The organism is Crossiella sp. CA-258035, from assembly GCF_030064675.1.
GTDB lineage: Bacteria > Actinomycetota > Actinomycetes > Mycobacteriales > Pseudonocardiaceae > Crossiella.
This window is the reverse complement of the sequence record NZ_CP116413.1, coordinates 6,564,429-6,576,793: the sequence shown is the minus strand read 5'-3', so window position 1 is coordinate 6,576,793 and position 12,365 is coordinate 6,564,429. Positions and strand designations below refer to the sequence as shown.

Here is a 12,365-nt window from a genome sequence, read left to right as displayed (position 1 = left end):
GTCATCACATCGCAGAGTGATCGTGACCAGGCCGCCGCTCGCCGGCCGGGAGGCTCAGGCGTGTTCCCTGCTGGACTCGGCGAGCACCGCGGCCACCACCGGCGAGCCGCTGAACGCCCTGGACACCTGGCGCAGCCAGGAGAGCTCCTCGGCGAGGTCGCCCCCGCTGTCCCCGGTCAGCGGCGCGGACCGCTCGGGCCGGTGCCCCTCGGCCTGGTCCCGCAGCGCCACCCGCAGCCGCGCCGCCTCCACCGCGACGTCCAGCTCCCGCCCGCTCAGCCCGGCCGCCGCGCCGATCCGCCGCGCGGTCTCCGCGACCGCCGGATCCAGGTACGGCCGCAGCGCGAGCTGCCCGTCCCTGATCTCGATCACCTTGCGGTACAACCGGAACTCCAGGCTCTGCCGCATGCCCGCGCCGAGCGGGTCCACCAGCGCGATGTCCGGGGCGGAGCGGTAGAGCGCCTGCCACAGCGGGGTCAGCTCGCGCAGCGCCCGCCGCCGGTCCCGCGCGCCCAGCGCCACCGACAGCCGGGGTCCCCAGCCGGGAATGGTCCAGCCCACCACCTTGAGCAGCGCGGCCAGCCCGACGCTGACCCGCACCACCGGCTCCCACCACAGTCCGCTGTAGTCCAGCAGCCCGCCCACCACGTCGGCGGCCCGCCCGGCCGAGTACACCAGGCCCAGCGCGGAGGAGGCCGCCGCGATCCGCAGTCCCCGGCGCAGCCACGGCCGCCCGGCGACCTTGGCGTAGCGCCAGCACAGCCGCATCACGTCGACCTGGCCCAGGGTGTACGCGCCCAGGTAGAGGCCCATGTAGACCTGGTAGTACGGCGAGCGGACCAAGGAGAGGGCGAAGTGGTCGTCCGGCACGCTGGTGGTGGCCGCCAGCGTGTACAGCGCCGCCATCGCGGCCAGCACCAGGCCGTAGAGCCACAGCCGGAACCGGATCCGCGGCCAGGCCACCCCTGGCGGGTCGGACCAGCGCAGCACCACGCTCAGCTGCGCCATGGTCAGCAGGATCACCATGCCCTGGTTGATGATCCCGCCGATGTTGGGCACGCCGAGCAGCCGGTCCACCCAGGCCCACACGGCCGGGATGAACAGGGTGTAGGTGACGGTCAGGATGGCGAAGGTGGCGCACAGCGCGAGCAGCCCGGGTTCCCGCCGGTCGCGGCGCAGGTCGCGCAGCTTGTACAGCAGCGCGATCAGGGACACCAGCGCGCACAGTGGCGGCAGGACCAGGCTGACGGCGTCCAGCTCAGTTCACCGATCGCTCTAGGGCGCGCTCGATCCGGCGCACCAGCTCCGCGGCCTCCGGTGGCACCGGCCGCACCGGCTCGGCGGCCCACGCGCTGGTCCGCTGGATGATCATCGAGGCGATGATCTCCGCCTGTTGTTCCTCCACCGCCGAGTAGCAGCCCCGGCCCAGCACCCTGCGCACCATGGCCGGGTCCAGCGAGGGCATCAGCAGCCGGGAGGCGTCCGGGGTGAGCACCGGCGCGGCGTGGTGGTCGCAGAGCAGGTGGCCCAGCTCGTGCAGCACGATGTGCCGCTGGTGCAGCGGGGAGGTGTCGGCCTCGAAGAAGATGTAGTCGGCCGGATCGGTGTTGATCCACAACCCGCACGGCCCACCGGTGGGCAGGCTGATCGGCGCGAGGAAGATCGGCCTGCCGCGCTCGTCGCCCACCCGGTCGCAGAGCACCTGGACATCGAAGGGCTGCGGCAGAGCCAGCCCGTTGACGATGTCCGCGCATTCCCGGTATGTGCGCCGCAACCCCGAGTCGCCTTCCCGCCCGGCGTCCCCGCGACGCCACCTGGCGACCTTCATTCTGTCGGGGACTCATCCGGCCGTCGAGGGCCGTCCGTCTCCTTCAGCCGGCGGGCCTGCTCGACCGCGGCGCCGATCAGGTCCAGCAGCTCGGGCAGCGAGGCCGACTCCATGGTCCCCGGCGAGGTCGACCGCAACGCCACCTTCTGCGCCCCGGCGTCCTTCAACCGGCTGAGCAGCCCCAGTTCGGCCCTGGTCCGCTCGGCGATCTGCTCGTCCACGAAGTACCCGAGCGGCACCCCGAAGAAGGAGGCCAGCGTCGCCATGGTCTCCACGGTGGGGTTGGCCTTGGGCGAGAGCAGCGCGTAGATCCCGGACTGCGACAACCCGGTCCCCGCGGCCACCTCGGCTGGCGTGTGCGGCCCGGCGGGATGGTGCTCCAGGAGATAGCGCAGCCGTTCCACGAAGGCGGACCGAGCAGCCGTGACGCCGTCGGACGCCCGCTGTCCTGGCACTTCCCGTTCTGGCACGACCCACCTCCCTTGAGAACACTGAAGTGGAAACTAGCACCATCTTGTTCCACTGTGTTGCAAAAGCGCTCGATTTGACCCTAAGCTGCAACCCGTGAGCCCCGCAGCACCGGGACCCACACCCGGACGGGGCGACTCGCCGGCACCAAGCGACTGGGGGTCGCTTGCGTGCCCCGAGCCGCCCCGCCCCCTTTTCGAACAGAAGCCAGAAACCGTTGCGACACAAGAAGAAGAGCTGGGGACAGGCAACGGGGAGGGGAAGGAAGGGGAGAGGCGAGGCAGGGGGAGCAACGACCGAAGGGCACGGCAGGCGCAGGGGGACAAGGCGAGGCGCACGGGAGAAGAGAACAACAACTGGGCAGCAGACAGGCAGCGAGAGGCCCATGCCTACTGGCGAAACTCAACTCTCAGCGATTCCCCGCGAACCGTCCGGGGGTCCGGGGGCAGCGCCCTCCGGGCGGGGCCTGGGGGCTTCGCCCCCAGAAAACGCCCTGCCGAGACCCGGCGAAGCGCAAAGCGCGAGCAGGGTCCGGGAGAGCGGCAGGTCGCCGGCCGGGACCTAGGGGGGAGGAAGTCGCGGCCGGCGACCTGGGCGCAGGAAGACGGATAGAACGCCTTCCCCGCATCGACTTGACGCATCCGTCCGCCCGGGGGGATGGAACGGACGATCGCGCAGTCAGGGGCAGGATGGCAAAACTCGGGCCGAAGCACAACTGAGGGCACCCATCAGAGCTAGTCGAGTTGTCGTCTGGTGGCCGCCCGAGTGGCTTACAGCGTTGGAAAAACTCCGATCAGCCCAGGACGAACTCGGCCAGCTGCGGCAGGTACTGGGTCTGCAGCGTGTTGATCGAGAAGGTAGTGATCACCGTCTCTTTCCAGCGCTGGATCTCCTCCCGCACCTTCGACAGCGGCCCGATGATCGCGAAGTCCTCGACCATGGCGGTGGGCACCGCGGCGATGGCGGCCTGCTTGTCCCCGGCCAGATAGAGGTCTTGGATGCGCTCGCACTCCGCGTGCCAGCCGGCCTTGGCGATCACGTTGTGGTGGAAGTTGAGCCCCTTGGCCCCCATCCCCCCGGCATACAGCGCGATGACCGGCCGCAACCAGTCCGCCGCCGCCTCCACATCGTCGTTCACGATGATCGAGTAGGGCCCGCCGACCACCTCGAAGCTCTCCTTGGTGTGCCGCGCCCCCGCCCGAGCGAACCCCTCCTCCAGTGACACCCGGAACTCGTCACTGGTCTTGGGGGACAAGAACAACGGCAGCCAGCCGTCCGCGATCTCCGCCGCCAGGGCCACGTTCTTCGGCCCCTCCGCGGCCAGGAAGATCGGGATGTCCTTGCGGAACGGGTGCAGCGTCGACTTCAGCGCCTTGCCCATCCCGCTGCCACCCTCCAGGGGCAGCTGGAAGTGCCTGCCCGCGTAGGTCACCGGCCCCTCCCTGGCGATGACCTTGCGCATGATCTCGATGTACTCCCTGGTCCGCTCCAGCGGCCGCGGGTACGGCACCCCGTACCAGCCCTCGACCACCTGCGGGTTGCTCGCGCCGATGCCGATCACGGCCCGCCCGTTGGACAGGTGGTCCAGGGTCATCGCGGCCATGGCCAGGGTGGTCGGCGGCCGCGCGGACATCTGCGCGATCCCGGTGCCCAGCTTGACCCGGCTGGTCTGGGAGCCCCACCAGGCCAGCGGCGTGAGCACGTCGCTGCCGTAGGCCTCGGCGGTCCACACCGACTCGAAGCCCAGCTCGTCGGCGATCCGCACGATCTCCCCGGCGTCGGCTGGCGGACCGGCGCTCCAGTACCCCAATGTCGTGGCAACCTTCATGCGCCCACGTTAGGCGGTTCGCCTTAGGCTGACCGGGTGGAGGAGTTCGAGCAGGTGATCGGGCTGCCGCCGCCCCGGCTGCGCCCGCTGGTCAACCGCTACATCGGCTACCACGTCCGGTCCGCGCCAGGCGTGCACCGCGGCCTGCCCTCCAGCAAGCTCACCTTCATCGCCACCCTCTCCGGCACCGTCGACCTGCGCGACGGGCCCGGCCCGGCCCGCCGCTACCCCGCCCTGGTCGGCGGCCTGCACGACACCCCGATGACCGTGGAGCACGACGGCGAGCAGTTCGGCGTGGAGGCCGACCTCACCCCGCTGGGCGCCCGCGCCCTGTTCGGCCTGCCCGCCGGCGAGCTGGCCGGACTGGACGTGTCCCTGCTCGACCTGCTCGGCCGGCCGGCGGAGGAGCTGCTGGAGCGGCTGCGCGCGGCAGGCACCTGGGCCGACCGGTTCACCTGCTTCACCGAGGTCCTGGACCGGGTGGCCCGCCCCGCCGCGATCCCCGCGCCTGAGCTCGGCTGGGCCTGGCGGCGGCTCACCGAAGGCCCGGTCGCGGTGGCCGGGCTGGCCGCCGAGGTCGGCTGGAGCCGCCAGCACCTGCGCGCCCGCTTCACCCGTGAGTTCGGCCTCAGCCCCAAGGTGCTGGCCAGGATCGTCCGCTTCCAGCACGCCCGCGCCCTGCTCACGCCCCCGGACCGCCCGGCGCTGGCCGAGGTGGCCGCGCTGGCCGGCTACGCCGACCAGGCCCACCTGAGCCGGGACTGGCGGGCCTTCAGCGGCCTGACCCCGACCGCCTGGCTGGCCGCGGAGCTTCCATTCCATCAAGACCCGGACCAGCTGCCCCCGCCAGGCTGAGCGCATGACGACACCAGCTCCCACCGTGTGGCCGGGCCTGGCCTACACCGACGCCCTGGCCGCGATCCGCTTCCTCACCACCGCCTTCGGCTTCACCGAGACCCTGGTCGTGCCTGGGGAGGCCGACGGCGAGGTCCAGCACGCCGAGCTCGCCTGGCCCGAAGGCGGCGGCGTGATGCTCGGCACCCGCCGCGACCGCGAGGTCTGCTGGAGCCCGCACGGCTCGGTCTACGTGGTCACCGCCACACCCGACGAGGTGCTGGCCCGCGCCACCGCGGCCGGGGCCGAGCTCATCCGCGACATCGACGACAGCGACTACGGCTCCCGCGGCTTCACCGTCCGCGACCCCGAGGGCCACCTGTGGAGCTTCGGCACCTACCCGGGGACCTGAGAGACTGCTCGGCGTGAGAACAGGCGATGAGGTGGTGCAGGAACTGCCGTGGCGGTGGGGAACCCAGGGCACGATCTTCCTCATCGGCGGGCTCGGGTTCATGTTCGACGCCTGGGACGTGGCCCTCAACGGCTACCTGATCCCCCTGGTCGGCGCCGAGTGGAACCTCTCCACCGCCGAACGCGGCTGGGTCGGCACCGCCAACCTGATCGGCATGGCCGTCGGGGCCTTCGCCTGGGGCGGCATCGCCGACCTGATCGGCCGCAAGAAAGCCTTCAGTCTCACGCTGCTGATGTTCTCGGTGTTCACCGTGGCCGGCGCGGCCTCCCCGGACTACGTGACCTTCTGCGTGTTCCGGTTCCTGGCCGGGATCGGCCTGGGCGGCTGCATCCCGGTGGACTACGCGCTGGTCGGCGAGTTCACCCCGGCCAAGGTCCGCGGCCGGGTGCTCACCGCGCTGGACATCTGGTGGCCGCTGGGCGCCACCCTGTGCGGACTGGTCTCCACCGCGCTGCTGCCGCTGAAGGACTGGCGGTTGCTGCTGCTGGTGATGGTGCTGCCCGCGCTGCTGGTGTTCTGGGTCCGGCTCTCGGTGCCCGAGTCGCCGATGTACCTGGTGCGCCGCGGCCGCGACGCCGAGGCCCGCGCGGTGATCGACCGCCTGGTCGAACGCACCGGAGCCACCCCGCAACCCTGGACCCTGCCGGAGAAACAGGCTGTGCCCACGCTGTCCATGACCAGCATGCTGAGCCAACTCCGGGCGCTGTGGACGCACAGCGCCCGGACCACCTCGGCGATGTGGGCGGTCTTCCTCACCGTCTTCGTGCTCTACTACGGCGCGCTCACCTGGCTGCCCAGCATCCTGCGCGCCCAGGGGTACGGGGACTACGCGGCCTTCATGGTGACCACGCTGATGACCGCGGTCGGCGTCCTGGGGGTGCTGATCTCGGCCTGGCTGGTGGAGACCGTGGGCCGCAAGTGGGTCATCGGCGCCAGCGCGCCGCTCGCCGCGCTGGCGCTGGTGCTCTTCGCCCTGCACCTGGACCTGCCGGGCTATGCCTACCTGTGGATCGGCGCCTACGGCCTGCTGATCCAGGTGACCATTCCCGCGCTCTACGCCTACGTCTCCGAGGTGTACCCGACCGCCTTGCGCGCCAGCGGGTTCGGCTGGGCCTCCACGGTCAGCCGGATCGGCGCCGGGTTCGTGCCGGTGATCTTCGGCTCGCTGCTGTGGCCGCTGCTCGGCCTGCCGCTGACCTTCCTGGTGGTGGGCGCCGCGGTGGCGGTGTCGGTGCTGTGGCTGGCCTTCGCCGCCCCGGAGACCCGCTCCCGCGAACTGGACCGCATCGGCTGACTTGAGGGCAGCCGCGCCGGATTCACCGGAAAGTGCGGCAGCGTCAGGGAAAAGCACGCCCGGACCGGGTGACGAGTTAGGCTCCGCCCGCACCTCGCCCCCGTCCGGGAAGGGAACGGCTTGCGCAGCAGGGTTCGCGGCCTCGTCGACTCGACCAGGTTCCAGCAGCTGATCGTCGCCGTCATCGTGGTCAACGCGATCGCGCTCGGGCTGCAGACCGTGCCCGCCATCGAACGCGAGTACGGGTCCATTGTGGACACCGTCGACCAGTGGGCGCTGGGCGTGTTCGTGATCGAGCTCGCCTTACGCCTCTACGCGCACGGGCGGGAGTTCTTCCGCGACCCGTGGAGCTGCTTCGACCTGCTCATCGTGCTGATCTCGCTGGCCCCCTTCGCACACGGCTCCTCGGTGCTGCGCGCGCTGCGCATCATCCGGGTGCTGCGCCTGCTCTCCGTGCTGCCCAACCTGCGCCGGGTGGTGGCCGCCCTGCTCAGCGCGGTGCCCGCGGTGCTCTCCATCGTCGCGGTGCTCACCCTGCTGCTCTACGTGGCCGGGGTGATGGCCACCAACCTCTACGGCACCGCGCCCGGCGGCTACTTCAGCGACCTGGGCGCCTCGATGCTCACCCTGTTCCAGATCATCACCGGCGACGCCTGGTCCGACGTCATGCGCGAGGTGATGACCGAGTACCCGCTGGCCTGGATCTTCTTCGTCGGGTTCGTGCTGCTGGGCACCTTCACCGTGCTGAACCTGTTCATCGCCACCATGGTCAGCGCGATGGAGTCCCAGATCGCCGCCGAGCACAAGGCCACCATCCCGGAACCGCGCGCCGCCGAGGACGAGCAGGCGGTGCTGCTGGAGCTGCGGGCGCTCCGGGCCGAGATCCGCGAACTGCGCAAGGCCCGTGACTGACCCGCCGCGGATCGGGGTCGCGCTGCCCCGCTCCGGCCGCCTGGCCCCGCTGGGCGACCCACTCGCCTATGCCACCGAACACTTCCGCGGCCTCGCCCTGACCGCGCACGGTCGCCCGATCGAGTTCCGCACCGCCGACCACGAGTCCACAGTGGACGGAGCGCGACGCGCGGTCCGGCGACTGGCCGCCGACGGGGCCCGGCTGGTCACCGCGCTGGGCGGCACCACCGTGCTGCCCGCACTGGCCGCCGCCGCGACCGAGGCGGGCCTGCCCTTCCTGTCCACCGCGCTGCCCTGGCAGGTGCACCGCGCCGGCTGCCCCGCGGGCACGTTCCACTTCTGCTGGGGCCTGGACGACATCGCCCGCACCTTCACCGACCTGTGGTCCCGCGTTCCCGGCGCCGACCCGGTCGGCCTGCTCTGGAACAACGGCCCGCAAGGCGCCGCCCTCCGCGATCCCGCGATGGGCTTCCTGCCCGTGGCCCGCCAGGCCCGCCCGCTGGTCGACCCCGGCGGCTACCCCGAACCCGCCGCCGAGCACACCGCCGCCATCGCCGCCTTCCACGCCGGGGGCGCGCGCATCGTCAGCAGCGCGGCCACCACCGCCGACCTCGCCGGGTTCAGCGCCGCCGCCGGCCAGCTGGGCCTGCGGCTGATCACCTGTTCCCGTTGGCTGGCCTACCCGTTCGGCCTGGAGCACCCCGCGCTGGACCGGGTCGCCACCGTGGTCGCCTGGTCACCCCGGCACCGGTGCGTGTCCAGTGTGGACGGACGATCCGCGGCGGAGCTGGCCGCGGCCTACCGGCGCGACACCGGCCGATCCTGGTTGCCGCCCTTGGGGTTGGCGCACGCGCTGCTGGAGGTGGCTGCCCACGCGGTGCGCACCGCGGCCGACCCGGACGATCCCGCCGCGGTGCGCGAAGCCCTCTCCCGCACCGACATCCACACCATCGCGGGCAGGCTCGACTGGACCCGCGGCCCGGCCCCGCGGATCGCCGCGCTGCCGCTGGCCGGCGGGCAGTGGCGGCACGGGGCCGGGGGACCGGAGCTGCGGATCGTGGCCGCCGACCGGGTCGCCGCCGTGACACCTGACGGCGACCTGGTCGAGGCGCTCAGGCGCTGAGCGTGATGGTGAACTTGTAGGACACCGGCTTCGAGGGGTCCAGCGGGTCCCCGCCCTGCTTCACGGTCTTGGCCTCGCCGCGGGCGCTCTTGTACGCGCCGGTGCCGCCGGTCACCGCCATCGGCCCGTCCTTGAAGGTGGGGCCGGGCAGCAGCGTGTAGGTGCGCAGGCTGGACAGGTGGATCTCGCCCTTCTCCAGCCGGAACGCCGAGGTGCAGTAGGCGGTGAGCTCGGCGGGCAGCGCGATCTTGGCGATCAGGCAGCTGGAGTAACCCTCGCCGGCCTTCTTGCCCGCGGCGTCGAGCAGGTCGCCGCCACCGAGGAAGGGCACGCCGACCGCGGGCGTCGCCGGCAGGCTCAGCACCCCGCGCTGGGCGGTCAGCTCGATGGTCTCGTCCTGGGGCGCCGGTGCGGGCGCGGCGCTGGCGGCGGCCAGCGGCAGCACCGAGGCCACCGCGGCGATCACGGCGATCCGCAACCAGGGACGGCGGGATTGGGCGGGCATTGCTCCTCCTCGACTTCTCACGGTGGTGTCTGTCCCATCTGGACCAAGGCGATGCGGAAGGCCTCGGGGGTCACCGCGACCTCGCCCCGGAACGGGTGGTCCATCAGGTAGGTGAAGTAGAGGGAGGCCGACACCAGCGCGGCCAGCACCGCGATCATCAGCGCGTGCGGCAGGAAACCCGGCGGGCCGAAGAACAACGCGAACCCGATGACCAGCACCCCGCCGATGATCAACCCGACCCAGAAGAACCGGGGCACCGAGGTGTGCGCCTCGTTGAGCCGTTCCCGGCGCATGGTGTTGATCGTGTTGACCCGCTCGATCATGGCCGAGTACAGGCCTTCCTGGCGCGCGGTCTCCACGTCCATCGACACGATGGCCCGGCGCATCCGCTTGGCCACGTCCTCGACCTTGGCGCTGGCCTGGCCCTCGCGCAGCTCCGGCCACTCGTCCACGATCACGGTGCGCGCGTAGCTGACGGCGATGTCCTGGAAGGCGGCCTTGTCCTTGTCGGAGAAGGCGGTCGAGGCGAAGTACAGGCCCGGCAACGCGTTCGCCTCGGCGTAGGTGTTCTTCTTCGCCGCCTCCATGTCCTCCCACACCGCGACCACCACGAAGGCGACCAGGATCGCGTAGAAAGCGCCGACCGCGGCGAAGAAGTGGCCGGAGACGTCGTGGTAGCGGGCCCGCGACTCACGCCGGACGCAACGGTCCACCACGTAGGCGGCCAGGACGCTGATTCCGATGGCCCCGCCCACGATCAGCAGGCTGTTCCACAGCACCCCGCGCCCTCCCGGCCTCGGCTTCGTCACCGAAACCTAAGTCGCCACGGGCAGACCGAGGAGGACGCGCCCCGTTGTTCGCTCGAACGAGGCCGTTGTTCACCCCGAGGGGCACCGGGCCCTCAGTTCGCGTTGCCCAGGTGGGTGAGCTCGTGCTCGAAGTCGAACCACTCGTGCTCGGTGCCGGGGGCGATGAGCTCGTAGCTGCGGTTGAGGAACTCCGCCAGTTCCTCGGCGTCAGCGGTGAACCGGGCGTGCCCGGCCGGGGTGGTGAACTCGATCACGACCAGCTCCAGCTGATCCGGGATCGGCCACATCTTGACGTCGCCCTCGCCGCTGTCGCTGATCAGCCCGTCGGCCAGCAGGTCCCGAGCGAGGATCCACTCCACGCTCTGGCTGCCACCGGGGTTGAACACCGCGCGTACCGCGTACGGGTCGGTGGTCGAGTAACCCAGTTCGACCTCCACCGGCACCGGCGGTGCCACCAGCAGGTTGAACATCGTGGTGGTCCGGATCTCCGCGTGCTCCTCGCGCATGACTGCTGCCCTTCCGTCTCGCCCGTCGCGTGCGTTGGGGGGACGTTTGAGGCTTCCCAGCTTTACGCGGTTCGGCGCGCATCACACCCATTCGTGCGAACGTTCGGGCAGAATGCCACGTCAGAGGACCGGTTTGCCATTCACCTGCACATTGCGGAACACGGTCCGATCGGCGTTCCTGATCGAGATGCCGGCGTCCGCGACCTCGGTGAACGTGCTGTTGCTGACCTGGACGTCCTGGATGTGGCTTTCCGCGAGGCCGTCCAGGCGCACCGCCCAGGGCGTGCCGCGCACGGTGAGCCGGTCCAACGTGACGTTGCGCACGGCCGGGTAGGCGATCGGCCCGAACCCAGGCCCGGTCAGGTTGTAGTTCATGGTGATGAACACCGCGCCCCGGCCAATCTTGTCAGCGACAAGTCTGCGCACGTGCACCCCGTCCACGGTGCTACCCCGCCGCTTGTTGGTCTTGATGTAGACCGCGTGGAAGGTCTGGTAGTCCGGCCCCGGCCGGATGGTGATGTCCTGCGCGAATACGTTGCGCACCCCGCCGGACATCTCACTGCCCACCGCGATCGCGCCCCAGCGCCCCAGGAACGCGCACTCCTCGATCACGATGTTCGCACTGGGCACCCCCACCCGGCGCCCGTCGATGTCCCGCCCCGACTTGATCACCACGCCGTCATCGCCGGTGTCGAACGTGCACCCGGTCACATGCACGTCGGAACTGGCCTCCGGATCCACCCCGTCCACCATGCCGCCCCGGCTGTGCACGGTGACCCCGCGCACCGTGACATTGCGGCACAGCACCGGATGAATGGTCCACATCGCCGGACTCCGGATGTCGAGCCCCTCCACCAGCACGTTCCGGCACCGGTAGAACTGGATCATGTTCGGCTTCAGGAAGTGCCCGCCCCCGAACACTCGCCGCTCCACCGGCACGTCATCCACCGCCATCTTCTGCAGCCGCTCCCAGTCCGGCTGCCGCTTCGGGTCGAAGTCGAACCACGGCCCGTTGCCCGCCTGCCCGTCGATGCGCCCAGCCCCGGTCAGCGCCACGTTGGTGGCCTCGTAGGCGTAGATGAAGGGCGAGTAGTTCATGCACTCGATCCCCTGCCACCGGGTCCGCACCACCGGCAGGAACTTCTTCGGATCGGTAGCGAACCTGATTATACCGCCGGACTGTATATGCAGGTTGACGTTACTGGTCAGGTGAACAGCCCCGGTCAGGAAGGTCCCCGCGGGCACCACCACCCGCCCACCTCCGGCCTGCCCACAGGCGGCGATGGCGGCCCGGAACGCGGCGGTGTTGTCCGCCTTGCCGTCCCCCTTGCCGCCGTAGCCGGTGATGGGGAAGTCCCGCGCGGGAAACGACGGCGGCACGACCCGGGCCAGAATCCCCGGCACCGCGTCCCACGGATCAGCCGAGGTGGGAGCCTGGCTCGCGAGCGCGGCCCCGGGCAGCAACGCACCCCCAGCGGCCAGCCCGGTCACCCTCAGGAAGTCCCGCCGAGACGACCCCATCGCCAGCTCCCTCCCGGGCTGGCGGCGACCCGACGAATGAATACGTTTTCACCCATCCTCGCCGCCACCCCCACCGCGGTCAATCCGCCGATGGTCGCACCCCCGCCCCGCCCACCAGCCACATCGCCGGTGCCACCCGCCTCGCCGCCTCACCCCGCCGGTGTCGCCCGCCGCGCGCCTCACCCGCCCTGCCGCCTCATCCGCCGGTGTCGCCCGCCACCTCGCCTCATCCGTCCCGCCGTCTCATCCGTCCCGCCGTCTCATC

13 protein-coding genes are annotated in these 12,365 nt (G+C 71.1%); 5 read left to right on the top strand and 8 right to left on the bottom strand.

The annotated features are described in order from the left end of the window. Positions 1-54: 54 nt before the first annotated feature. The 4 genes from N8J89_RS29550 to N8J89_RS29535 all read right to left on the bottom strand — a co-directional run bounded on the left by N8J89_RS29550 (position 55) and on the right by N8J89_RS29535 (position 4,124). Positions 55-1,215, bottom strand: a complete 1,161-nt coding sequence (locus tag N8J89_RS29550; protein WP_283660273.1) for an MAB_1171c family putative transporter — start codon at positions 1,213-1,215, stop codon at positions 55-57. A 43-nt stretch (positions 1,216-1,258) separates the two neighbouring features. After that, positions 1,259-1,828, bottom strand: a complete 570-nt coding sequence (locus N8J89_RS29545; RefSeq protein WP_283660272.1) for an ImmA/IrrE family metallo-endopeptidase — start codon at positions 1,826-1,828, stop codon at positions 1,259-1,261. Then, on the bottom strand, positions 1,825-2,298 hold the full coding sequence (locus tag N8J89_RS29540) for a helix-turn-helix domain-containing protein (protein WP_252483866.1): 474 nt from the start codon (positions 2,296-2,298) through the stop codon (positions 1,825-1,827). Before N8J89_RS29540 ends, N8J89_RS29545 begins: the two co-directional genes overlap by 4 nt. A gap of 791 nt (positions 2,299-3,089) precedes the next feature. Next, on the bottom strand, positions 3,090-4,124 hold the full coding sequence (locus N8J89_RS29535) for an LLM class F420-dependent oxidoreductase (RefSeq protein ID WP_283660271.1): 1,035 nt from the start codon (positions 4,122-4,124) through the stop codon (positions 3,090-3,092). A gap of 36 nt (positions 4,125-4,160) precedes the next feature. On the opposite strand from N8J89_RS29535, the gene N8J89_RS29530 reads away from it, so the two are divergent. From N8J89_RS29530 to N8J89_RS29510, 5 genes are all read left to right on the top strand, one after another. Then, entirely contained in the window at positions 4,161-4,979 is an 819-nt protein-coding gene (locus N8J89_RS29530) for an AraC family transcriptional regulator (protein ID WP_283660270.1), read from the top strand. 4 nt (positions 4,980-4,983) lie between these two features. Further along, positions 4,984-5,370: a VOC family protein gene (locus tag N8J89_RS29525; RefSeq protein ID WP_283660269.1), complete on the top strand. Its 387-nt coding sequence runs from the start codon at positions 4,984-4,986 to the stop codon at positions 5,368-5,370. 13 nt (positions 5,371-5,383) lie between these two features. Beyond that, positions 5,384-6,724, top strand: a complete 1,341-nt coding sequence (locus N8J89_RS29520) for an MFS transporter (RefSeq protein ID WP_283660268.1) — start codon at positions 5,384-5,386, stop codon at positions 6,722-6,724. A gap of 120 nt (positions 6,725-6,844) precedes the next feature. Further along, positions 6,845-7,636: an ion transporter gene (locus N8J89_RS29515; protein WP_283660267.1), complete on the top strand. Its 792-nt coding sequence runs from the start codon at positions 6,845-6,847 to the stop codon at positions 7,634-7,636. Continuing rightward, positions 7,629-8,759 (top strand): ABC transporter substrate-binding protein, encoded by a 1,131-nt coding sequence (locus N8J89_RS29510; RefSeq protein ID WP_283660266.1) that lies wholly within the window; start codon positions 7,629-7,631, stop codon positions 8,757-8,759. The genes N8J89_RS29515 and N8J89_RS29510 overlap by 8 nt, the downstream gene beginning before the upstream one ends. On the opposite strand, the gene N8J89_RS29505 is transcribed toward N8J89_RS29510, so the two are convergent. From N8J89_RS29505 to N8J89_RS29490, 4 genes are all read right to left on the bottom strand, one after another. Beyond that, positions 8,749-9,264, bottom strand: a complete 516-nt coding sequence (locus N8J89_RS29505; protein ID WP_283660265.1) for a hypothetical protein — start codon at positions 9,262-9,264, stop codon at positions 8,749-8,751. The genes N8J89_RS29510 and N8J89_RS29505 overlap by 11 nt on opposite strands. Before the next feature lie 17 nt (positions 9,265-9,281). Beyond that, complete coding sequence (locus tag N8J89_RS29500) at positions 9,282-10,043, bottom strand: bestrophin-like domain (RefSeq protein WP_283660264.1); 762 nt, start codon at positions 10,041-10,043, stop codon at positions 9,282-9,284. 122 nt (positions 10,044-10,165) lie between these two features. Next, a complete protein-coding gene (locus N8J89_RS29495) occupies positions 10,166-10,579 on the bottom strand; it encodes an SsgA family sporulation/cell division regulator (protein WP_283660263.1) in 414 nt (137 codons plus the stop codon). A gap of 120 nt (positions 10,580-10,699) precedes the next feature. After that, positions 10,700-12,100: a glycoside hydrolase family 28 protein gene (locus N8J89_RS29490; RefSeq protein WP_283660262.1), complete on the bottom strand. Its 1,401-nt coding sequence runs from the start codon at positions 12,098-12,100 to the stop codon at positions 10,700-10,702. Positions 12,101-12,365: the final 265 nt, after the last annotated feature.